Raw genomic sequence first — 21,056 nt, 5'->3', positions numbered from 1 at the left:
GCTTATCGCGGGTCGCCGACGGCCTTCCGTGCGGACGCCGCAGGCGCTCTCCTGAACCGCGGCGGACGCGGAGAGGAACGCAGAGAGCGCAGAAGTCTCCGCGTCGCCTCCGCGATCTCCGCGGTTGAAGCGGGCGGCTCTTGCGACAGGGAAACCGTCCCCCAACCCCTGGCTCGAGGGCCGGGGCCGGCGAGCGGTCCCCCTTTCCCGCCGGCGGGAAAGGAAGTAGAAGCCGCCGCTTTCCTGCGCGGGCGTCCGATCCGCCCGCCAGGTCGCTGAAGGCCGACTTCCATGAAACGACCCCATTCCAGCGGCCGCGCGGCCCCGAAAGGTCCGTCGCAGCGGCAGCTCCGCGCCGGCGAACTGGTGCGCCATGCGCTGGTGGAGATCTTCCGCGAGGAGGAGATCAACGATCCCGTCCTGGCCGGCGTGTCCGTCACCGTCACCGAGGTGCGGGTGAACCCCGACCTGCGCCACGCCACCGTCTTCGTCGAGCCGCTGGGCGGGGAGAACGCCGACGAGGTCGTCAAGGCGCTGAACCGGCACGCGAAGTTCGTGCGCGGCCACCTCGGCCGGATGATCGACATGCGCTTCACGCCCGACCTGCACTTCCGCCACGACGAAAGCTTCAACGAGGCCGCGCGGATGGCGAAGCTGTTCGACGACCCCCGTGTCCGGCGCGACCTGACCCCCGACGCGCCCTCGGACTCCTGGAAGGACGAGGACTAGGTGGCTCGCCGCAAGAAGGGGCAGGCGATCTCGGGGTGGATCAACCTCGACAAGCCCTACGACCTGACGTCGACCCACGCCGTGAGCCGCGTCCGGCGGCTGTTCGACGCCCAGAAGGCGGGCCATGCGGGCACGCTGGATCCGCTGGCCACCGGCGTGCTGCCGATCGCCCTGGGCGAGGCGACCAAGACCGTCCCGTTCCTGGTGGACGCCGACAAGAGCTACCGCTTCACCATCGCCTGGGGCCGCACGACCGCCACCTACGACCGTGAAGGCGCGACGCTGGCGGAGTCGGACGTTCGCCCGACGCTGGCCCAGGTGCAGGCCGTGCTGCCGCGGTTCATCGGCGAGATCGACCAGGTCCCCCCCGCCTATTCGGCGATCAAGGTGGACGGGGAGCGCGCCTACGACCTCGCCCGCGCCGGCGAGACGGTGGAGCTGGCCGCGCGGAAGGTGCGGATCTTCGACGCCCGCGTCGTGGACGCCGAGGACGAGGATCACGTGACGCTGGACGTGGACTGCGGCAAGGGCACCTACGTCCGCGCCCTGGTCCGCGACATCGCCGAGGCGCTCGGCGCGTGCGGCCATGTGAGCGCCCTTCGCCGCACGCGTGTGGGGGCCTTCACCGAGCAATCGGCGGTGGCGCTGGCGTTTCTGGAGGATTTGGGCTATGAGGCCCGCCAATCGGAGGCCCTGCTTCCGGTCGAGACCGCACTGGACGACATCCCGGTGCTGGCCGTGACCGACGAAGACGCCTTCCGATTGAAGCAGGGACGATCGATCGTTCTCGTTCCCCGACAGGTCGAAGCGGTGAAGGCCAGGCTCAAGCCGGGCTCACGCACCGTTTCCGCGATGGCGGGCGGGTCGATGGTGGCGCTCTGCGAGATGCGTGCGGGCCGGCTCGAACCTTCGCGCGTCTTCAACCTTTGAAGAGCGGAGAAACCCGATGTCGATCACGGCCGAACGTAAAGCCGAAGTCATCAAGACCCACGCCCGCGGCGACGCGGACACGGGCAGCGCCGAAGTTCAGGTGGCGATCATGTCCGAACGGATCGCGAACCTCACCGAGCACTTCAAGACGCACAAGAAGGACAACCACTCGCGCCGGGGCCTGCTGAAGCTGGTTTCCGCCCGCCGTTCGCTCCTCGACCACCTGAAGAAGTCCGACGCGGCTCGCTATCAGGCGCTCATCGAGAAGCTCGGCCTGCGCCGCTAGGTTGAAGTGACCGGACCCGTTCCCCGCCTGGGGCCGGGTCCGTTTCGTTTGAAGGCTGCTCCTCCGTCACAGGCCGGAGGTCCGATGCAGCGCCCGGAGCCAAGGCTCCATCCCATACGCCGAGGGTCGCAACGAGATCCTCTTGAGCCTGTGCCATTGGAGAGGATTTCGGAAGACCGATCCCCTGTCCGCCCCCGCCGGGAATACGCCCGCGGGACCAGAAAGAAGCCAAGATGTTCGATATCAAACGCAAGACCATCGAGTGGGGGGGCAAGACCCTCACGCTCGAAACCGGCCGCATGGCCCGTCAGGCCGACGGCGCGGTCCTCGCCACCTACGGCGAGACCATCGTGCTGGCCACCGCCGTCTACGCCAAGAGCGCGAAGCCCGGTCAGGACTTCTTCCCGCTGACGGTGAACTACCAGGAGAAGTTCTACGCCGCGGGGAAGATCCCCGGCAGCTTCCCCCGCCGCGAGGGCGCGCCCTCGCAGAAGGAAACCCTGACCAGCCGCCTGATCGACCGTCCGATCCGCCCGCTGTTCGTGAAGGGCTTCAAGAACGAGGTCCAGGTGGTCGCCACCGTGCTGGCGCATGACCTCGAGAACGACCCCGACATCGTCGCCATGGTGGCCGCCTCGGCCGCCCTGGTGCTGTCCGGCGCTCCGTTCATGGGCCCGATCGCCGCCGCCCGCGTGGGCTTCGTTGGCGGCGAGTACGTCCTGAACCCGACGCTCGACGAGATGAAGGAAAGCCGGATGGACCTGGTGGTCGCCGGCACCGAAGACGCCGTGATGATGGTGGAGTCCGAAATCCAGGAGCTCTCCGAGGAGCAGGTCCTGGGCGGCGTGACCTTCGCCCACAAGTCGATGCAGCCGGTGATCGATGCGATCATCGAGCTCGCCGAGCACGCGGCCAAGGAGCCCTTCGAGTTCCAGCCGGACGACACCGACGCCATCAAGGCCGAGATCAAGAAGGTGGTCGGCGCCGACCTGGCCGCCGCCTACAAGATCGTCGCCAAGATGGAGCGCCACGCCGCCGTGGGCGCCGCCAAGGAGAAGGCGGTCGCCGCGTTCGGGAAGTCCGAGGCGCGTCCCGACGGTCTGGCCCCCGACAAGCTGGGCGCCATCTTCAAGGACCTGGAAGCCGACGTCGTCCGTCGCAACATCCTGGATACCGGCGTGCGCATCGACGGCCGCAAGGTCGACCAGGTGCGACAGATCGTGGCCGAAGTGGGCGTCCTGCCCCGCGCCCACGGCTCGGCCCTGTTCACCCGCGGCGAGACCCAGTCGCTCTGCGTGGCCACCCTGGGCACCGGCGACGACGAGCAGCTGATCGACGCCCTCGAAGGCAAGTACTTCGAGAAGTTCATGCTGCACTACAACTTCCCGCCCTTCTCGGTGGGCGAGACCGGCCGCATGGGCGCCCCCGGGCGTCGTGAAGTCGGCCACGGCAAGCTGGCCTGGCGCGCCCTGCGCCCGATGCTGCCCGCCTACGACGAGTTCCCGTACACGATCCGCCTCGTGTCCGAGATCTTCGAGTCGAACGGCTCGTCGTCGATGGCGACGGTCTGCGGCGGCTCGCTGGCCCTGATGGACGCCGGCGTTCCCATCAAGAAGCCGGTGTCGGGCATCGCCATGGGCCTGATCCTCGAGCAGGACGGCTTCGCGGTCCTCTCCGACATCCTGGGTGACGAAGACCACCTGGGCGACATGGACTTCAAGGTCGCCGGCACCGCCGACGGCATCACGTCGCTTCAGATGGACATCAAGATCGCCGGGATCACCGAGGAGATCATGAAGAAGGCGCTCGAGCAGGCCAAGGGCGGCCGCGAGCACATCCTCGGCGAGATGAAGAAGGGCCTGGAGGCGCCGCGCGAGCAGCTCGGCGAGTTCGCCCCGAAGATCGAGACGATCAAGATCCCGGTCGACAAGATCCGCGAAGTGATCGGTTCGGGCGGCAAGGTGATCCGCGAGATCACCGCCGAGACGGGCGCCAAGGTCGACATCGGCGAGGACGGCACGATCAAGATCGCGGCCGCCGAGCAGTCGAAGATCGACGCGGCGCGCGACTGGATCAAGTCGATCGCCAGCGAGCCGGAGGTGGGCCAGATCTACACCGGCAAGGTGGTGAAGATCGTCGACTTCGGCGCCTTCGTGAACTTCTTCGGCGCCAAGGACGGCCTGGTCCACGTGAGCCAGATCGCCGACAAGCGCGTCGAGAAGGTCTCGGACGTCCTTTCCGAAGGCCAGTCGGTCAAGGTGAAGCTCCTGGGCTTCGACGACCGCGGCAAGACCCGCCTCTCCATGAAGGTCGTCGACCAGGAGACCGGCGAGGACCTGTCGAAGAAGGATGAAAAGGCCGAGGAGAAGGCCGACGCGTAAGCGACGGCTCGATCGGAAGACCTGAGGAGGGCGGCCGGAGCGATCCGGCCGCCCTTTCCCGTTCAGCCTGCCGCCCCCGGTCGGGTGTTGGCGCGCCGCCCTTGGCGACGCTAGCGCCTCACCCGTTCAGACGGAACCGTCTGAGCGGGACAAATGAGGCGCTAAATCAAGAACTTGAGCGCGTCTCGATCCGAAAACCGGTTCCCACTTTTCGGAACGCGCTCTAGGGTCGCCGTCAGAGGGGATCGTCCATGAACAGGCTCCGCCGCGCTGCGCTCGCCGTCGCACTGGCCCTTGGGGGCGGCTCCGCCCTGGCGCAGGATCCGGCTCCGCCGCCGGTGGCGGACCCCGGCCCGCCGCTGAGCGGCTATCCCCGCGACGCGCTCCGCGCGCCGACGCCCGCCGAGCTGAAGACGGCCACCTATGTGCGCGACGTCGTCTACGGACACCGCGACGGCATGGCGCTGACCTACGACGTCTTCAGGCCGGTGAAGAAGGCCAACGGCGCACTGGTGGTCAACATGGTGTCGGCCGGCTACCGCTCGTCCTGGGGCCCGCCGGAGGAACGCCAGGCTCGCTACCAGGCCCTGATCGACAAGGGCTTCACGGTGGTCGCGCTCTATCACGCGTCCGCTCCGCGCTTCCAGGCGCCCGACGCCGTCGCCGACGTCCGGCTCGGGATGCGCCACATCCGGCTTCACGCCGCCGACTACGGGGCGGACCCCGGACGCATCGGCGCCTGGGGCGCCAGCGCCGGGGGCCATCTCGCGCTCGTCGCCGGCATGATGGCCGACGACGGAAACCCCGCCGCGACGAACGCGCTGGAGCGCTCGGGCAACCGGATCGCCGCGGTCGTCGCCTACTTCCCGCCGACCGATCTGGCGGTTCTCCTGCAGGGCCGCCTCAGGCCCGGGGCCCTCAATGTCGACCCGAGCCTCCTGCCGGCCATCTCGCCGATCCACAGCGTCGACCCGGGCGATCCGCCGACTCTGCTCCTGCACGGCGATGCGGACCGGGGCGTGCCGGCCGCACAGTCGGAACTGATGCGCGCCGCCCTCGACAGGGCCGGCGTTCAGAACGAGCTGAGGCTCTTCGCCGGGGCCGATCACGACTTCTACGTCAAGGGCGACCCGGCCAAGACCGACGCCTACGCGACCGCGGCCATGACCGCGATGGTCGGCTGGTTCGAGCGGCATCTTCGGAGATAGGCGATGACATCGGGCGACATCCGCGTTCGGGCGCGCCGGCCACGGTCGGCCGAGCGCGAGGCGCGGGGGCGCCGGGTGGCGGCGCGGTAGGTAAACGGGCAGCATGGGGTCGAGCCGGCCAGAACGTCGCCGGGCGGGAGGGGAACATGGTCGGACTGGTGATGGATCGGCGCGCCTGGATCGGAGGCGCGGCGGCCGCCGCGATGGCCGGTCGCGCCTGGGGCCAGTCGGGCGAGGTCGCGGCGCCCAACGTGCTGGACACCACGCCCGAGAACCAGGCCGCCACCTTCCGCAACCAGGACCAGACGCGGCCGGTGCGGGCGATCCGCCGCGGGACGTCGGTCCGCGCGCTGCCGTCCCATGCGCGGTCCCTGGAGGCGATGACCTTCCGCAGCGGCGGCGCCACGAGGTCCGTGGACGACTACATGACCCGCCGGCGCACGGCGGGGCTGCTGATCCTGAAGCGGGGCGAGATCGCGCTCGAGCGCTACGGCATGGGCAACACGCCCGAAAGCCGCTGGACCAGTTTCTCGACGGCCAAGTCGATGACGGCGACCCTCGCCGGCGCGGCGCTGCACGACGGCGCGATCCGCAGCCTGGACGATCCCGCGGAGCGCTACCTGCCGGCGCTGAAGGGCTCCGCCTACGAGGGCGTGACCGTCCGCAACATCCTTCGCATGTGCTCGGGCGTGGCCTGGAAGGAGGACTACGATCCCAGCGGCGCCTCTGACGTGGCGCGCTTCGGCCGGGTGCTGGCGGAGGGCCGGCCGGGCGGCGTGATCGAGCTCATGCGAACCCTGCCCCGCGCCGCGCCGCAGGGGACGAAATTCAACTACTCGACGGGCGAGACCTGTGTCCTCGGGGCCATCGTCGCCGCCGCCACCGGCCGGAGTCTGGCCGACCTCTATGCCGAGAAGATCTGGGGGCCCGCCGGCATGGAGGCGGACGGCTACTGGCAGCTCGAGTCCAGGGACGGGCTGGAGCTGGCGGGGCTGGGCGTCAGCGCGCGCCTGCGCGACTTCGGCCGCTTCGGGCAGTTCATCCTGGAGGACGGCGTCGCCGGCGGCCGACGCGTGCTGCCCGCCGGCTGGCGCGATCTGGCCGGCCGGCCCGACATTCCCGCCACGGGCTTCGGCAAGCTCGAACCGGGCTACCCGCTGGGCTACGGCTACCAGTGGTGGGTCCTGCCCCCCGGCGGCGTCCACGACGGCGCGTTCACGGCCGAGGGGATCTTCGGCCAGTTCATCTACGTCCACCCGCGCGAGCAGGTCGTGGCGATCGTGTGGAGCGCCTGGCGGAAATCGTGGGAGGGGGACTCCGAGTTCGAGACCTACGATCTCATCGGCGCGGCGGTGAACGCGCTGCGGGCGTGACGCCCGATCGGCGGCGCGGGCTGGCGGCGGGCCTGCTGGCCGCCGCGCTGACGCTGCACGATCTGGAGGAGGCCGTCGGCTATCCGCTGAAGCGCGCCGCGATCCTGGAGATCCTGCCGGGCGCGCCGCCCGTCGCGGTGTTCTGGACCATGCTGGCCCTGGTGACGGCGGCGGGCGTCGGCGTCGCCCTCTGGGCCGGCTGCGGGCCCGGCTCGCCCGCCAAGGCGGCTGCGCTGCGCACGATCGCGGCGATCCTGCTGGTCAATGTGCTGGTCCCGCACGTCCCCGCGGCCGTGGCGCTGGGCGGCTATGCGCCCGGCGTGCTGACGGCCGTCGCCCTGAACCTGCCGGCCGGCCTCGTCGCCCTGCGGCTGCTGCGCGCGCGGGCATAGCAAAAGGCCCGCGTCTCCGCGGGCCCCTCGCCAAGCGTCCGCAGGATCGCAGCGCCTGGAGCCTCACCCGTTCAGACGGAACCGTCTGAACTGGAAAATGCGGCTCTAGATCAATAGCTTGAGCGCGTTCGGATCCGAAAACCGGTTCCCACTTTTCGGAACGCGCTCTTAGCCGCGAAGCTTGCGCAGGAGGACGTCGATGTCGCGGGCGATGACCGCGTCCTCGCCCTTCAGCTGCTCGATCCGGCGGACGGCGTGCAGGACGGTGGTGTGGTCGCGTCCGCCGAAGCGGCGGCCGATGTCGGGCAGGGACCGCGTGGTGATCTGCTTGGCCAGCCACATGGCGACCTGCCGCGGGCGGGCGACGGCGCGGGCCCGGCGCTCGCTGATCAGGTCGGCCTGCTTCAGCGCGTAGTGCTCGGCCACCGCCTTCTGGATCATGTCGACGGTCACCTTGCGCTCGGTGACGCTAAGGTGCGGCCGCAGGATGGCCTGGGCCTCGTCGAGCCCCAGCCGCGCGATGTCGCCGCCCACGCGGGCGATCAGGGTGTTCAGCGCGCCTTCCAGCTCCCGCACGCTGTCGGTGAAGCGGTCGGCCAGGAACTGCAGCACTTCGGCGCGCGCGGCCGGCACGAAGCCGCCCTGCTGAGCCAGGGTGTGCAGCTTCCGCTCCAGGATGCCCAGGCGCAGGCTGCGGTCGGCGGGCTCGATGCCGCAGACGAGGCCGGCCTGCAGGTGGCTGCGCAGGCGCGGCTCCATCTCGGACAGCTCGGTCGGCGAGCGGTCGGCGGTCAGCACGACCCGGCGGCCGTCGTCCACCAGGGCGATGAGCGTGTGGAAGAGTTCCTCCTGCGTCTGGGTCTTGCCGGCCACGAAGTGGACGTCGTCGATCAGCAGCAGGTCGGCGTTGCGCAGCTCGTCCTTGAACGCCGCGGTCTGGCGGGTCTGGATCGCGTTCACGAAGGTCGTCGTGAAGCGCTCGGCGGACAGATAGACCACGCGGCGGCTGGGCTGGGTGCGCATGGCCTCCCAGGCCAGGGCGTTCAGCAGGTGGGTCTTCCCGAAGCCGTAGGGCCCGTGGAACATCACCGGGTTGAAGTGGCCGTCCGCCCAGCTGGCGACGCGGCGGGCGACCGCGAAGGCGAACTCGTTGGCCGGGCCCGAGACGAAGGTGTCGAACGTATAGCGTTCCTGCAGGCCCTGGAGGCGGCCCTGACGCGCGGCGACGGGCGCCACGGTCTCGGCCTCGATCTCGAAGACAGATGCGGTCATGGGAGCTCCGGCTTGGGGGGCGGCCGAAAGCGTGACGGGCGCGGTTGGGGGGGAACCGTTGGCGGCGACCGGCGGATTGCTGCTGAGGGAGGCGCTCTCCACCTCCATGCGGCTCTTGAGGTCGAGGCGGCGGCCCAGCGGGTCGTTCTGCGCCCACAGCTCCCCGATGCGGCGCCAGGCGTTGTGACGGATCCAGTCGCGGGCGATGCCGGTGGCGGCCACGAGGCAGACTTCGTCGCCGCTCTCCCGCAGGGCGGCCTGACCGAGCCAGGAACCGAATGTCGCGTCGCCCAGCTCACGCTTGAGAACCTGGCACGTCTTGCTCCAAACGGCCGTGGCCGGCGCATTCGCCATTGCTCCCGCAGCCCCCCCGCTCGTCATCCTTAACAACCCCAATTGAGTTCTCGCTGACCAGCCAGGGCCCCCAACCCCCTGACGCCGAATTTTTTAACGCAAACAGATGCTTACGCGGCGAGCGCAGTTCGCCCCGCCGCTGTCCCGGTTGTCCCCGGGATCAAGGAAAGAACCTGTAAGAGCCCCGACACTAATTTGGGACCGTGGGGGGTCAACGGTGATTCTTTGCCCCGTCGAGACTTATTTCTGTTGACTCCCAAGGGACCCTTTTCAGTCCAAGGGAAAGCCCGAAAACCGGGTGTGGAAGCTGAGCCGTTTGGTCGCAGACGACGGGTTTTCGGGCCCATTTCGAGCACAAAAAATGAGCGCCCCGGAACGGGGCGCCGCATCAGAAATCCTAGGGGATAAGAGGGGGAACCCGAGGGTCCCCGCCGTCGCCTCAGGCCGCCGACATCTTCTTCAGGCGGGCGGCCAGGCGGGACACTTTCCGCGAGCCGGTGTTCTTGTGAACCACGCCCTTGGAGACGGCCCGCATCAGCTCGGACTGGGCCTCCACGAACGCGGCCTTGGCGGCGCCGGCGTCGCCCGAGGCCACGGCCTCTTCGAACTTGCGCAGGAAGGTGCGCACGCGCGAGCGGCGGGCGGTGTTCACTTCGGTGCGGCGGGCGATCTTGCGGACCGCCTTCTTGGCGCCGGGCGTATTGGCCATTCGGAACTCTTCTTCAAACGGTCGGGCCCGCCGGTGGGCCGGCGGGCGAAATGGGAGGCGCGGATATACTGAAACGGCGCCCGCCGGTCAATGCGTGCAGGCGCGGATGATCGCCGGCGTCAGGCGTTCGCGTCATAGGCCTTCCGGAGCCAGTCCAGCGCCTGGGCGTCCAGGTCCTCCGGACGCGCCAGCGCGAGGCCCACGGGCATGCTCTCGTGGATGCGGTTGGGCCTCAGTCCCGCGCCCGGCGCGGCGTCCAGCCGCAGCCCCACGTCCAGGCGGGTCCTGGTCGTGGGCTGCACCCGCGCGAAGGTGCGGCGCGGGCCGACGAGCGAGACATAGGTCTTGCGGGTCTGGACGGTGACGTCCCCGAGCGCCAGGGCGGCGGCGATCACCGCATCGTAGACCGGCCGCAGGGCCGGGCGGTCGGCGAACTGGGCGTCGACCAGCTCGTCGGCGCTGGCCGTCATGAAGTCGGGGTAGCCGAAGGTCTCCCAGCGCAGCAGCTGCGCGGAGTAGCCGGTGACGCCCTGGGCCTTCAGCCAGGCGCGCAGGGCGTCGACGTCGGGCAGGGCCGCGGCGGCGATGCGGGCGTTCCAGGCGGCGACGTCCTGCCCGGTCTGGCGTTCCAGCCGCGCGGCGTTCTCGTCCCGGAAGACCCGCCAGTCCTGCGCCACCTCAGCGGCCCTTGAAGTCCGGCTTCCGCTTGTCGATGAACGCGGCCATCCCCTCCTTCTGGTCCTCGAAGGCGAAGAGCGAGTGGAACAGCCGCCGCTCCATCGTCACGCCGGTGGACAGCGTCGTCTCGAACGCCGCGTTGACCAGCTCCTTGTTCATCATCACGGCCAGCATCGACTGCCCGGCGATCCTGGCGGCCGCGCCCAGCGCCTCCTCGATCAGCTTGTCGGCCGGCACCACGCGGCTGACGAGCCCGGCGCGCTCGGCCTCGGCGGCGTCCATCATCCGGGCGGTCAGGACCATGTCCATCGCCTTGGCCTTGCCGACCGCGCGCGGCAGGCGCTGCGTGCCGCCGATGCCGGGCATGACGCCCAGGTTGATCTCGGGTTGGCCGAACTTCGCGGTGTCGGCGGCGATGATGATGTCGCACAGCATCGCCAGCTCGCAGCCGCCGCCCAGGGCGAACCCGGCGACGGCGGCGATGATCGGCTTGCGGAAGCGCTCCAGCCGCTGCCCGGCGGCGCCGAAGAAGTTCGACTGGAACATCTCGGCGTAGGACTTGTCGGACATCTCCTTGATGTCGGCGCCGGCGGCGAAGGCGCGTTCCGAGCCGGTCAGCACCACGCAGCGCACGTCGTTGTCCGCCTCGGCCTCGTCCAGGGCGTGGGACAGCTCGGCGAGGAGTTCGCTGTTGAGCGCGTTCAGCGCCTGCGGCCGGTTGAGGCGGATCAGCGTGACGCCCGCGCTCGGGGTTTCGACGATGAGGGTCTCGTAGGCCATGTCCGCTCCCGATGGTTCGCGAGCCGACTTACGGCCCCGTGACGGAATAGCCAAGCGCGCGCAGGCGGGCCGGCACGCCCTCGGGCCCGACGAGGTGGCCCACGCCCACCACCACGACGGTGCGGCCCGAGCCCCTCAGCCGGGCGTCCAGCTGCCGCGCCCAGTCGGCGTTGCGGTCGGCGACCAGCCGCCGGAAGAGCCCGGGCGAGGTGCGGCGGAGCGGCTGCAGCGCCCGGGCGTCGAGCGCGCGGACGTCGCCCGCCATCCACGCGCGCACCAGGGCCGCGAAGGCCTGCGGGTCGCGCTCCATCGCCTTCAGCGTCCACCGCAGCGAGGCGAGCTGGTCGGCCGCGTGCGCGCCGTCCAGGAGGGCGATCTGCTGCGCCGGCGTCTCCAGGGCCCGGCGCCGGGCGCCCGTGGGGACGGCGGCGCCGACCGCCGCCTCCACGCCGGAGTCGCTGGTCGCGCCGGCCTTGCGGTAGGCGGCGGCCGCCAGCGCGACCTCGGCGAACCAGGGCTCGAGCCGATCGAGCGTGAGCGGATCGACGCCATAGGCGGCGGCGACCTTCATCAGCCGCCGGGCGTCCGCGGGCGGAAGCTGGCGGAAGAGCGACTGTCCCAGCGGCAGGACGCCCGACTCCGCGGCGACCCGCGCCGACTCCTGCTGCGTCGCGGCGTCCACCGGCAGCTCGAACCAGACGTCGTCGGCGCGGGCGAGCGCCGCATCGAGGGCGGGCGGCCGCCAGTCCAGGCCGGGCGGCAGGACGTGGATGGAGCCGAAGATCACCAGCTCGGAATCGGCGTCCTTCACGGTCCAGATGGGCGGCCTGGCGGCGGCCGGCGCGGCGACGGCGAGCGCGGCCGCGAGCGCGGCGGCGACGGCCTTCATCGCTGGCAGGCCGGGCAATAGAAGGTCGAGCGGCCGGCCTGCACCCGGCGGGCGATGATCCCGCCGCAGCCCGCGTTGCGGCAGGGCTGGCCCTCCCGGTCGTAGGTGCGGAAGCTGTGCTGGAAGTAGCCGAGGGCGCCGTCGGCCTGGGCGAAGTCGCGCAGGGTGGAGCCGCCGGCCGCGATGGCCTCGGACAGCACCGCCTTGATCTGCGGGACCAGCACGGCCAGCCGCGCGGCCGAGATGCGGCCGGCGGGGCGGAAGGGCGAGATCCGCGCCCGGTTCAGCGCCTCGCAGACGTAGATGTTGCCCAGCCCCGCGACGATCCGCTGGTCGAGGAGCAGGGTCTTGGGCCCCTGGCGGCGGCCCTGGAAGGCGGCCTTCAGGTGGGCGGCGTCGAAGGCGTCCGACAGCGGCTCGGGCCCGAGGCCCGCGAACCAAGGGTGAAGCTCGAGGGTCGAGCTGTTGACCAGCGCCATGTAACCGAAGCGGCGGGGGTCGTAGTAGGTCACCCGCACGCCGGCGTCGGTCTCGAAGACGATGTGCGCGTGCTTGGGGTCGGGGTCCGGCGCGTAGTGGAAGCGCCCGGGCCGGGTTTCCCCCTCGGGGCGGGCGATCTCGAAGCGGCCGCTCATGCCCAGGTGCATGACGAGCGTGTCCTCGCGGTCGAGGCGGGCCAGCAGGTACTTGGCGCGCCGCTCCAGCCTGAGGACGGTCGCACCGGTGAGGACCTGCACGAAGCCGGGCGGCAGGGGGAAGCGCAGGTCGGGCCGGCGGGCCTCGACGCGCGCCAGGCGACGGCCCTCCAGGACCGGCGCGAGTCCGCCGCGGACCGTCTCGACTTCCGGAAGTTCGGGCATGGCTCCGGCTTGGCATGCCGCCGCGCATGCGCCAAGGGCCCAACATGCGCCGGCGGGGCGGTTCGCCTTTGCGGGCGGACCCCGGGAGGCTAGAAGGGCGCCCATGACGGGACCTTCCGCCACCTTCGGCTTCCGCGACGTGGACGCCGCCGAGAAGCCGGGCCTGGTGCGCGGCGTGTTCGACCGCGTCGCGCGGCGCTACGACCTGATGAACGACCTGATGAGCGCGGGCGTGCACCGGCTCTGGAAGGACGCCGTCGCGGCGCGCCTGAACCCGCAGCCCGGCGAGCTCATCGTCGACTGCGCGGGCGGCACCGGCGACATGGCGCGGCGGTTCGCCCGGATGGCGCGGCGCGCGCAGGAGCGCCGCGGGGGCGCGGACGCCCAGGTCTTCGTGATCGACTACAACGCCGAGATGATCGCCGCCGGGATCGAGCGGGGCGTGGTCCCCGAGATCTCGTGGGCCGTGGGCGACGCCCAGCGGCTCCCCCTGCCGGACGGATGCGCCGACGCCTACGTCATCAGCTTCGGCATTCGCAACGTCACCGACATCCCCGCGGCCCTGCGCGAGGCGCGCCGCGTGCTGAAGCCGGGCGGCCGCTTCCTCTGCCTGGAGTTCTCGCGGCCGGTGACCGAGGCGCTGCGCGCGGCCTACGACGCCTATTCGTTCAAGGTGATCCCCGAGATCGGGGCGCGGGTGGCCAACGACCGCGAGAGCTACCAGTACCTGGTGGAGTCGATCCGCCGGTTCCCCGACCAGAAGACGTTCGCCGGCATGATCGCCGCGGCGGGCTTCGGCCAGGTGGGCTGGACCAACTACTCGGGCGGCGTGGCGGCGCTGCACACCGCGCGGGCCGTCTGAGCGGCGCATGGCTTCGCTCGGCGCCTACCTGCGGCTGCTCGGGGCCGGCTGGACCCTGCTCCGCAACGACGCGCTGCTGCCGCGCGAGCTCGACGCCTACTATTCCGCGGGCTCGCGGACCCTGGCCCGGACGCTCAGGGTCTTCGCGACGCGGCGCGAGGGCCGGCCGGGCGAGCGGCTGGCGCGGTCGCTGGAGCCGCTGGGGCCGGTGGCGATCAAGCTCGGCCAGTTCCTGTCCACGCGGGCGGACATCTTCGGGCGCGTCTTCGCCGAGGACCTGGGCCACCTGAAGGACCGGCTGGCGCCGTTCCCCACGGCGCAGGCGCGGGCGGCGGTGGAGGCCGACCTCGGGCGGCCGCTCTCGGCGCTCTACGACACGTTCGGCGAGCCGGTGGCGGCGGCGTCGCTGGCCCAGGCGCACGAGGCGGCGCTCCGCGACGGGCGGCGGGTGGCCGTGAAGGTGCTGCGCCCCGGGATCGAGCGGCGGGTGGCCGCGGATTCCGCCGTGCTCGCCCTGGCCGCGCGGCTGATGGAGCGCTGGGCGCCGCCGGTCCGCCGGCTGGAGCCGCGCAAGTTCGCCGCCACGGTCATCCGCGCCACCGAGCTGGAGCTGGACCTGCGCCTGGAGGCGGCGGGGGCCGACGAGCTCAGCGAGGTGATGGAGAAGGACGGCTACATGTCGGCCCCCCGCGTCGTCTGGGACGGGGTGGGCAAGCGCGTGCTGACCATGGCCTGGGCCGAGGGGCTTCCGCTCTCGGACGACGCGGCGCTGGAGCAGCCGGGTCTCGACCGCAAGACGCTGGCCGACAATCTCACCCGCGCCTTCCTGGCCCAGGCGCTGGACCACGGCGTCTTCCACGCCGACCTGCACGAGGGCAACCTCTTCTGCGCGGCGCCGGCGCGCCTGTTCGCCGTGGATTTCGGGATCATCGGCCGGCTGGGCGCGCCCGAGCGGCGGTACCTGGCCGAGATCCTCTGGGGCTTCCTGAACCGCGACTATCGCCGCGTGGCGCAGGTCCACTTCGACGCCGGCTACGTTCCGGCGCGGCACAGCGTCGAGGCCTTCGCCCAGGCGCTGCGGGCGGTGGGCGAGCCGGTGTTCGGCCGCACGGCCGACGCGGTGGCCATGAGCCGGGTGCTGACCCAGCTGTTCGAGATCACCGCCCTCTACGACATGCACCTGCGGCCGGAGCTGGTGCTGCTGCAGAAGACCATGGTGACCGTCGAAGGCGTGGCCCGGCGCATCGATCCCGACCACAACATCTGGGCCGCCGCCGAGCCGGTGGTCCGCCGCTGGATCGCCCGGGAGCTGTCGCCGGTCAGCCGCGTGAGGCAGCTGGCGGGCGAGGCCGAGGCCGCGATCCGCAACATCGCCCGGCTGGCGGAGCCCGCGCCCGTGGCGGTGATCGAACCCCCGACGCCGGGCCGTCCGCTGCTCTGGTTCGCGCTGGGCGCGCTGGCTTCGGGCCTCGCGTTCGTCGCCGGCTGGCTGCTCGCCTGATCCCCGGACGGACGGGTCTACGCGTCGTCGTCCTCGCGACCGCGGCGGGCGGACTGGCTGCGCCGCGCCTCGCGCGTCTTCTGCTCGGCCCAGTAGGCCGGGCCGTCGTCGGGGTGGAACATCGTCCGCGGCGCCCCGTCCTTGCTGGCGACGGCGAAGGTGTTGCTCTTCGCATCGTAGAACAGGGTGTCGCCGTTGCGGCGCTTCAGCGTCTGCGTGCCCTTCGGCGGGTCCGAGACGAAGGCGTGGGCCTTCTCCACGAAGGCCTGGAGGCTGTCGGCGCCGAACGCCTCGCCGTTGCGGGCGAAGGCGCGACGGGCGTTCTCCTCGGCGGAATAGCGGCGGCTGGCCGACCACATCGGCCTGCCGTCCACGAGCTTCACGGGGTCATCGCGGCGATCGACGCCGGACCTGTCGCCGCCGCCCTGGCCCCGCGCCGACGTCTCCGAGGCGAGCTCGTCCCGCCTGTCCCCGGCCGGCGCCGCCCGGTCCCCGTCCTTCTGCGCCACGGCCGACGGGCCATTGTCGCAGCCGCTGATCGCCACGGCGGCCACGGCCGCGAGCAGAAACGTCCTGATTGCCGACATGAATTTCTCCAGCTGAAGCTGTGCAAGAACAAACATAGAACACAAGTGCGGGCGTTTGTCGAGTCCCGTGGGATGACCTACATCGGGGCCCTCTGAAGCGGGGCGGCGCCTGTGAGTGAAAGACGGGTTCTCCTGATCGTCGGCGGCGGGATCGCGGCCTACAAGGCGCTGGAGCTCACGCGGCTCCTGCGCAAGGCGGGGGTGGTCGTGCGGCCGATCCTGACCAAGGCCGGCGCGGAATTCGTGACGCCGCTCAGCCTCTCGGCGCTGGCCGAGGACAAGGTCTACAGCGAGCTCTTCAGCCTCACCGACGAGGCCGAGATGGGCCACATCGAGCTGTCGCGCTCGGCCGACCTGGTGGTGGTGGCCCCGGCCACCGCGGACCTGATGGCCAAGGCGGCCAACGGCCTGGCGGGCGACCTCGCCTCCACGACGCTCCTGGCCACCGACAAGCCCGTGCTGATGGCGCCGGCCATGAACGTGCGGATGTGGGATCATCCCGCGACCCGGCGGAACCTCGAGCGGCTGAAGGCCGACGGCGTGCTGTTCGTCGGGCCCGACGAGGGCTCCATGGCCTGCGGCGAGTACGGCCCCGGCCGGATGGCCGAGCCGGCGGCGATCCTGGCGGCCGTCCAGGCCGCGCTGGCCGGCGCCGCGGCGCGCCCGCTCGCCGGACGGCGGGCCATCGTCACCGCCGGCCCCACCGCCGAGCCGATCGACCCGGTTCGCCTCATCACCAACCGCTCGTCGGGCAAGCAGGGCTACGCCATCGCCTCGGCCCTGGCCGCCCTGGGCTGCGACGTCACGCTGGTGAGCGGCCCCACGGCGCTGCCCGCGCCGGCCGGCGTCACCCGCGTGGACGTGGAGACGGCGCGGCAGATGCTGGCGGCCTGCGAGGCGGCGCTGCCCGCCGACATCGCCGTCTGCGTGGCCGCGGTGGCCGACTGGCGGCCGCAGAGCGCGGGCGACCGCAAGATCAAGAAGGGGCCGGAAGGGCCGCCGCCCATCGCCCTGGTGGAGAACCCGGACATCCTGGCCACGCTGTCCCGGGCGGCGTCGCGGCCCAGGCTGGTCGTCGGCTTCGCGGCCGAGACCAACGACGTCGAGGCCAACGCCCAGGCCAAGCTGGCGAAGAAGGGCTGCGACTGGATCGTCGCCAACGACGTCGCGGTCGAGGGGACCATGGGCGGCGACGAGAACGCGGTGGCCATCGTCTCGGCCGGCGGAATCGAGCGATGGGACCGGATGCCCAAGGGCGAGGTCGCCCGCCGGCTCGCCGCCCGCATCGCCGAGGAGTTCTAGCCCCGTGTCCGGCCCCACCGTCCCGATCACCCGCCTGCCGCACAACGCCGACCTGCCGCTGCCGGCCTACGAGACCGCCCAGGCCGCCGGCATGGACCTGCGCGCCGCGGTGCCGCAGGACGAGCCCCTGATCCTGCGGCCGGGCGACCGCCAGGCGGTGCCGACGGGCCTGGCGTTCGCCCTGCCCGACGGCTTCGAGGGGCAGGTCCGTCCGCGCTCCGGCCTGGCGCTCAAGAACGGCGTCACCTGCCTCAACACGCCCGGCACCATCGACGCCGACTATCGGGGCGAGGTGAAGGTGATCCTCATCAACCTCGGCGCCGAGGACTTCACGATCCGCCGGGGCGACCGCATCGCCCAGCTGGTCGTGGCGCCGGTGACGCAGGCGCGCTGGGCCGAGGTCGAGCGCCTGGACGACACCGCCCGGGGCGCCGGCGGCTTCGGGTCCACAGGCGGCCGTTGAGCCGCCAAACGGAACCTCGCGCCGCGGCCGCGCCTTCGGCCGCCATGCGGATCGCGACCTACAACGTCAACGGGGTGAACGGGCGGCTGGAGCATGTGCTCGCCTGGCTCGCCGACACGCGGCCCGACGTCGCCTGCCTGCAGGAGCTGAAGACGACGGACGACAGGTTCCCCGCGGCGGCGTTCGAGAAGGCCGGCTACGGCGCCGTCTGGCACGGGCAGAAGAGCTGGAACGGCGTGGCGATCCTGGCGCGAGGCGTGACCCCGATCGAGACGCGGCGCGGCCTGCCCGGCGACGAGGCCGGGGCGCAGGCGCGCTACATCGAGGCCGCGGTCAAGGGCGTGCTGGTCGGATGCCTCTACGCGCCCAACGGCAACCCGGTCGGCAGCGCCAAGTACGCCGCCAAGGAGGCCTGGTACGCGCGCTTCATGGCCCACGCCGACTGGCTGCTGGAGACCGGGCAGCCCGTGGTGCTGGTGGGCGACTACAACATCATGCCCACGGACCTGGACGTCTATGTCCCCGAACGCTGGCGCGACGACGCGCTCTTCCAGCCCTCGCTGAAGGACACCTACGCCTGGCTGCGCGGGCGCGGCTGGACCGACGCGCTGCGGGCCGTGTTCGGCGACGAGGCGCGGGTCTACACCTTCTGGAAGTACTGGCGGAACAGCTTCCAGCGCGACGCCGGCCTTCGGATCGACCACCTGCTGCTGAGTCCGACACTGGCTCCGCGCCTCGAGGCCGCCGGCGTGGACCGCCACCACCGCGCCAAGGAAGGCTCGAGCGACCACGGGCCGGTCTGGATCGAGCTCTCGCGCTGACATCGACGGCCTGCGTTCCCCGCCCGGGCGTCCGGCGATAGGCTGCGCGCCGGGTGTATCGGCTTGGGGTGCGTCATGGGTCGGCTTTCGGGAAAGGTCGCGGTCGTCACGGGCGCGGCCGCGCGCGGCGAAGGCGACGGCAACGGCTCGGCCACCGCCATGCTGTTCGCGCGCGAGGGCGCCCGCGTCGTGCTGGTGAACCGCTCGGCCGAGCGGGCGGCGGCGCTGGAGGCCGCGATCCGCGCCGAGGGCGGCGAGGCCAGCGCCTTCGCCGCCGACGTCACGCGCCCCGAAGACACCGAGGCCATGGCCGCCTTCGCGGCCGACCGCTACGGCCGGGTCGACATTCTGGTGAACAACGTCGGCGTGGGCGCGGGCGGCAACACGGTCACCGTGTCGCTCGACGATTGGCATCGCCTGCTGGAGACGAACCTCACCTCGGCCATGCTGTGCTGCCGCGCCTGCATCCCGCGCATGCGGGCGGGCGGCGGCGGATCGATCGTCAACATCTCGTCCACGGCCGGCCTGCTCGGCCTTTCCGGGACGCCGGGCGCCGTGGCGTACGCCGCCACCAAGGCCGGGCTGCAGGGCCTGACCCTCTCGGTGGCGGCCGACCATGCGGCCGAGGGCGTCCGGTCGAACTGCCTGGTGGTCGGCACGGTCTACACGCCCCTGGTCGCGGGCATGGGCGAGGAGGCGCGCGAGCGCCGCGCCAGGGCGGTCCCGCTGCAGACCGAGGGCACCGGCTGGGACGTGGCCTACGCCGCGACCTACCTCGCGAGCGACGAGTCGCGCTGGGTCACCGGCGTGCTGCTGCCGATCGACGGCGGTTTCGTGGGGGTGCGGCCCTGGCCGCGCTGAGGCCGGCGCCCCCTCAGGCCTGAACCGGGGCGGCGGCGCGCGCGGGGCCGGTCAGCTCGGCGGCGCGACGGCGGGCGCGGGCCTCGGCGCTGTTGGTCAGCGCCCACCGCATCCCCGCGCCGAGCGTCCGGACGCCGGCCCGCGTCGTGGCCCGGCGGACCGGCGAGAGCCGGAAGCCATGCATCCGGGCCGCCCAGTCCGGCAGCAGGTCCTTGGCCGCGTCGAAGGCCAGCGTCATGGCCGGCGCCGCGGCGGGGCTGGGCGGGGGCTGCGAGAGCAGCGCCGCGGCCACCGCGCGCGTGCGCTGGTCGTAGCGGAGGTGAGGGCGGACCGCCTCGAGGTAGGCGGCGATCCCCTCGCGGGTGGTGGGCGGGTCGATCGCCCCCAGCCGCCGGGCGACCTCGGCCACCTCGCCGTAGTAGCGGTCCTGCTCGGCGTCCGGGAAATCCGGATCCACGTAGCGCAGGTAGGCGGCCAGGAACGCGCTCACCTCGGCCACGTGCACATAGGTCAGCAGCTCGGGGTCGTCGGCGGCGTAGGGCCGGCCGTCGGGAAGCGCGCCGGTCACGCCGGCATGGATGTGCCTCACGCGGTCGATGTAGCCCTGGGCCTCGGCGCGGTCGCCATAGGTGGTCCCGGCGATGAAGCGCGCGGTGCGGCCCAGGCGGCCGCGCATGTCGCGCCGGAAGTTGGAGTGGTCCCAGACCCCGGCCAGCGGCCCGGGGTGCAGCATCTGCAGGAACAGCGCCGCGATCCCGCCCACCATCATGCTGGTGAAGTCGCCGTGCACCTTCCAGCAGGCGCTGTCGGGTCCGAAGAGGCCGGTGTCGGCGCGGTTGCGCTCGATGCTGTCGTCGCCCGTGCCGCCGACGAGCTTGCGGATCTGGCCGACGACGGCCTGTCGGACGAGCAGGGGCGGACGGACGAGGAGGGGCGGGCTGGCGGGCATCGTAGCCAAGATAGGGGCTGGGCGGCCGGGCGGAAGGCGCTCAGGGCGGGGGCGGCTCGAAGCCGCGGATGTTCTCGTCGATGGCCTGGGCGATGGCGAGGGTGCGGGCGTCCCCGCCGCGCGGCCCGATGATCTGGGCGCCCACCGGCAGCCCGCCCGGCGTGCGCCCGGCCGGGACAGCCGTGGCCGGCAGGTGCAGGGCGGTGGGCAGGGCGATCCAGGTGAGCATCGAGCTGTAGGGGATGGATCGGCCGTCGCTCGTGGCCAGCGTACGCCGCGTGAAGGGCTTGCGGTCGTGCGGGAAGGCGGGAACCGGGGCGATCGGCGCCAGGATCACATCGCGGCGCTCGAACGCCTCGCCGATCTCGTGGCGGAGACGCGCCCGGACCGCGTCGGCGGCCATCCATTCCCGGTGCCGGGCGGTGTAGGCGCGCGCCAGGTGGCCGGCCGAGAACGGGTCGTCGCTTGCGCCCATCAGGCCGGCGAACGCCCGGACGCGCTCCATCTGGCGCAGCGTCCGCGGCGGCAGGTCCTCGCCGAGCACCGCGCCCAACAGGGTCTGGTAGGCGAACAGCAGGCTCCTCATGTCCACCGGGCAGGCGATCGGCTCCACCTCCGCGCCGGCCGCGCGCAGTTCCTGCGCGAAGGCCTCCATCACCGCGCACACCTGGGGGTCGAGGGGGCACATGGGGTCGTCGAGCCACAGGCCGATCCGCGTCTGGGAGAGGTCGGCCGGCGGCGCCTTGGGGGCGAGCGGACCGGCCTCGATGACCGACAGCAGCAGGCGCAGGTCGCGGGCGGAACGGGCCATGGGGCCGATCACGTTGAGGTCCCGCTCGGCGTAGGACCCCGGCCGCGGCGGGACGTGG

At 72.0% G+C, this 21,056-nt stretch carries 22 protein-coding genes; 13 read left to right on the top strand and 9 right to left on the bottom strand.

Annotated features, from left to right (window positions below; translation table 11 throughout):
• The first annotated feature begins 291 nt into the window (after positions 1 to 291).
• From rbfA to JNK30_RS00220, 7 genes are all read left to right on the top strand, one after another.
• The gene (rbfA, locus tag JNK30_RS00250; RefSeq protein WP_293479073.1) at positions 292 to 729 is read left to right on the top strand and encodes a 30S ribosome-binding factor RbfA; all 438 of its coding nucleotides are present in this window, start codon (positions 292 to 294) and stop codon (positions 727 to 729) included.
• Entirely contained in the window at positions 730 to 1,659 is a 930-nt protein-coding gene (gene truB / locus JNK30_RS00245) for a tRNA pseudouridine(55) synthase TruB (protein WP_293479071.1), read from the top strand.
• A 16-nt stretch (positions 1,660 to 1,675) separates the two neighbouring features.
• Positions 1,676 to 1,945, top strand: coding sequence for a 30S ribosomal protein S15 (gene rpsO, locus JNK30_RS00240; protein ID WP_293479069.1), 270 nt, complete (start codon positions 1,676 to 1,678; stop codon positions 1,943 to 1,945).
• 233 nt (positions 1,946 to 2,178) lie between these two features.
• Positions 2,179 to 4,326, top strand: coding sequence for a polyribonucleotide nucleotidyltransferase (gene pnp / locus JNK30_RS00235; RefSeq protein WP_293479067.1), 2,148 nt, complete (start codon positions 2,179 to 2,181; stop codon positions 4,324 to 4,326).
• 251 nt (positions 4,327 to 4,577) lie between these two features.
• Positions 4,578 to 5,534 (top strand): alpha/beta hydrolase, encoded by a 957-nt coding sequence (locus tag JNK30_RS00230; protein WP_293479065.1) that lies wholly within the window; start codon positions 4,578 to 4,580, stop codon positions 5,532 to 5,534.
• A gap of 146 nt (positions 5,535 to 5,680) precedes the next feature.
• On the top strand, positions 5,681 to 6,907 hold the full coding sequence (locus tag JNK30_RS00225; RefSeq protein WP_293479063.1) for a serine hydrolase: 1,227 nt from the start codon (positions 5,681 to 5,683) through the stop codon (positions 6,905 to 6,907).
• Positions 6,904 to 7,299: an HXXEE domain-containing protein gene (locus JNK30_RS00220; RefSeq protein WP_293479061.1), complete on the top strand. Its 396-nt coding sequence runs from the start codon at positions 6,904 to 6,906 to the stop codon at positions 7,297 to 7,299. Before JNK30_RS00225 ends, JNK30_RS00220 begins: the two co-directional genes overlap by 4 nt.
• 168 nt (positions 7,300 to 7,467) lie before the next feature.
• Here the strand turns inward: JNK30_RS00220 and dnaA are convergent, their stop codons facing one another.
• From dnaA to mutM, 6 genes are all read right to left on the bottom strand, one after another.
• Positions 7,468 to 8,952, bottom strand: coding sequence for a chromosomal replication initiator protein DnaA (gene dnaA, locus JNK30_RS00215; protein ID WP_293479059.1), 1,485 nt, complete (start codon positions 8,950 to 8,952; stop codon positions 7,468 to 7,470).
• Between the two features lie 412 nt (positions 8,953 to 9,364).
• Complete coding sequence (gene rpsT / locus JNK30_RS00210) at positions 9,365 to 9,634, bottom strand: 30S ribosomal protein S20 (protein ID WP_293479057.1); 270 nt, start codon at positions 9,632 to 9,634, stop codon at positions 9,365 to 9,367.
• A 119-nt stretch (positions 9,635 to 9,753) separates the two neighbouring features.
• On the bottom strand, positions 9,754 to 10,311 hold the full coding sequence (locus tag JNK30_RS00205; protein ID WP_293479056.1) for a DUF5655 domain-containing protein: 558 nt from the start codon (positions 10,309 to 10,311) through the stop codon (positions 9,754 to 9,756).
• Position 10,312: 1 nt separating this feature from the next.
• The gene (locus JNK30_RS00200; RefSeq protein ID WP_293479054.1) at positions 10,313 to 11,092 is read right to left on the bottom strand and encodes an enoyl-CoA hydratase; all 780 of its coding nucleotides are present in this window, start codon (positions 11,090 to 11,092) and stop codon (positions 10,313 to 10,315) included.
• Between the two features lie 28 nt (positions 11,093 to 11,120).
• A complete protein-coding gene (locus tag JNK30_RS00195; protein WP_293479052.1) occupies positions 11,121 to 11,981 on the bottom strand; it encodes a TraB/GumN family protein in 861 nt (286 codons plus the stop codon).
• Complete coding sequence (gene mutM, locus JNK30_RS00190; protein WP_293479050.1) at positions 11,978 to 12,841, bottom strand: bifunctional DNA-formamidopyrimidine glycosylase/DNA-(apurinic or apyrimidinic site) lyase; 864 nt, start codon at positions 12,839 to 12,841, stop codon at positions 11,978 to 11,980. The genes JNK30_RS00195 and mutM overlap by 4 nt, the downstream gene beginning before the upstream one ends.
• A 103-nt stretch (positions 12,842 to 12,944) precedes the next feature.
• Between mutM and JNK30_RS00185 the strand changes: the two genes are divergently transcribed.
• The gene (locus JNK30_RS00185) at positions 12,945 to 13,703 is read left to right on the top strand and encodes a class I SAM-dependent methyltransferase (RefSeq protein ID WP_293479049.1); all 759 of its coding nucleotides are present in this window, start codon (positions 12,945 to 12,947) and stop codon (positions 13,701 to 13,703) included.
• 7 nt (positions 13,704 to 13,710) lie between these two features.
• Positions 13,711 to 15,204 (top strand): 2-polyprenylphenol 6-hydroxylase, encoded by a 1,494-nt coding sequence (gene ubiB / locus JNK30_RS00180; protein WP_293479048.1) that lies wholly within the window; start codon positions 13,711 to 13,713, stop codon positions 15,202 to 15,204.
• A gap of 17 nt (positions 15,205 to 15,221) precedes the next feature.
• On the opposite strand, the gene JNK30_RS00175 is transcribed toward ubiB, so the two are convergent.
• The gene (locus JNK30_RS00175; RefSeq protein ID WP_293479047.1) at positions 15,222 to 15,791 is read right to left on the bottom strand and encodes a hypothetical protein; all 570 of its coding nucleotides are present in this window, start codon (positions 15,789 to 15,791) and stop codon (positions 15,222 to 15,224) included.
• 111 nt (positions 15,792 to 15,902) lie between these two features.
• Here JNK30_RS00175 and coaBC point away from each other — a divergent pair, with 111 nt between their 5' ends.
• From coaBC to JNK30_RS00155, 4 genes are all read left to right on the top strand, one after another.
• Complete coding sequence (gene coaBC / locus JNK30_RS00170) at positions 15,903 to 17,093, top strand: bifunctional phosphopantothenoylcysteine decarboxylase/phosphopantothenate--cysteine ligase CoaBC (RefSeq protein ID WP_293479045.1); 1,191 nt, start codon at positions 15,903 to 15,905, stop codon at positions 17,091 to 17,093.
• Positions 17,094 to 17,097: 4 nt separating this feature from the next.
• Positions 17,098 to 17,556, top strand: a complete 459-nt coding sequence (dut, locus tag JNK30_RS00165; RefSeq protein ID WP_293479043.1) for a dUTP diphosphatase — start codon at positions 17,098 to 17,100, stop codon at positions 17,554 to 17,556.
• Positions 17,553 to 18,377, top strand: a complete 825-nt coding sequence (locus tag JNK30_RS00160) for an exodeoxyribonuclease III (protein WP_293479041.1) — start codon at positions 17,553 to 17,555, stop codon at positions 18,375 to 18,377. The genes dut and JNK30_RS00160 overlap by 4 nt, the downstream gene beginning before the upstream one ends.
• A 75-nt stretch (positions 18,378 to 18,452) precedes the next feature.
• Positions 18,453 to 19,238, top strand: a complete 786-nt coding sequence (locus tag JNK30_RS00155; protein WP_293479039.1) for an SDR family NAD(P)-dependent oxidoreductase — start codon at positions 18,453 to 18,455, stop codon at positions 19,236 to 19,238.
• A gap of 13 nt (positions 19,239 to 19,251) precedes the next feature.
• Here the strand turns inward: JNK30_RS00155 and JNK30_RS00150 are convergent, their stop codons facing one another.
• Together JNK30_RS00150 and JNK30_RS00145 are read right to left on the bottom strand one after the other, a co-directional pair.
• Complete coding sequence (locus JNK30_RS00150; RefSeq protein ID WP_293479037.1) at positions 19,252 to 20,187, bottom strand: oxygenase MpaB family protein; 936 nt, start codon at positions 20,185 to 20,187, stop codon at positions 19,252 to 19,254.
• Positions 20,188 to 20,227: 40 nt separating this feature from the next.
• Positions 20,228 to 21,056, bottom strand: an 829-nt coding sequence (locus tag JNK30_RS00145) for an amidase family protein (protein WP_293479036.1), incomplete at its 5' end; no start/stop codon positions are given.

Source organism: Phenylobacterium sp. (genome assembly GCF_016793225.1).
Classification (GTDB): Bacteria; Pseudomonadota; Alphaproteobacteria; order Caulobacterales; family Caulobacteraceae; genus Phenylobacterium.
This window is presented reverse-complemented; position numbering and strand designations above follow the sequence as displayed.

Coding starts and splice junctions, on each gene's coding strand:
- JNK30_RS00155 (WP_293479039.1), top strand. CDS start 18,453: ATGGGTCGGCTTTCGGGAAAGGTCGCGGTCGTCACGGGCGCGGCCGCG.
- JNK30_RS00225 (WP_293479063.1), top strand. CDS start 5,681: ATGGTCGGACTGGTGATGGATCGGCGCGCCTGGATCGGAGGCGCGGCG.
- JNK30_RS00150 (WP_293479037.1), bottom strand. CDS start 20,187: ATGCCCGCCAGCCCGCCCCTCCTCGTCCGTCCGCCCCTGCTCGTCCGA.
- pnp (WP_293479067.1), top strand. CDS start 2,179: ATGTTCGATATCAAACGCAAGACCATCGAGTGGGGGGGCAAGACCCTC.
- rpsO (WP_293479069.1), top strand. CDS start 1,676: ATGTCGATCACGGCCGAACGTAAAGCCGAAGTCATCAAGACCCACGCC.
- JNK30_RS00230 (WP_293479065.1), top strand. CDS start 4,578: ATGAACAGGCTCCGCCGCGCTGCGCTCGCCGTCGCACTGGCCCTTGGG.
- ubiB (WP_293479048.1), top strand. CDS start 13,711: ATGGCTTCGCTCGGCGCCTACCTGCGGCTGCTCGGGGCCGGCTGGACC.
- JNK30_RS00200 (WP_293479054.1), bottom strand. CDS start 11,092: ATGGCCTACGAGACCCTCATCGTCGAAACCCCGAGCGCGGGCGTCACG.
- JNK30_RS00195 (WP_293479052.1), bottom strand. CDS start 11,981: ATGAAGGCCGTCGCCGCCGCGCTCGCGGCCGCGCTCGCCGTCGCCGCG.
- rbfA (WP_293479073.1), top strand. CDS start 292: ATGAAACGACCCCATTCCAGCGGCCGCGCGGCCCCGAAAGGTCCGTCG.
- dnaA (WP_293479059.1), bottom strand. CDS start 8,952: ATGACGAGCGGGGGGGCTGCGGGAGCAATGGCGAATGCGCCGGCCACG.
- JNK30_RS00175 (WP_293479047.1), bottom strand. CDS start 15,791: ATGTCGGCAATCAGGACGTTTCTGCTCGCGGCCGTGGCCGCCGTGGCG.
- JNK30_RS00185 (WP_293479049.1), top strand. CDS start 12,945: ATGACGGGACCTTCCGCCACCTTCGGCTTCCGCGACGTGGACGCCGCC.
- mutM (WP_293479050.1), bottom strand. CDS start 12,841: ATGCCCGAACTTCCGGAAGTCGAGACGGTCCGCGGCGGACTCGCGCCG.
- rpsT (WP_293479057.1), bottom strand. CDS start 9,634: ATGGCCAATACGCCCGGCGCCAAGAAGGCGGTCCGCAAGATCGCCCGC.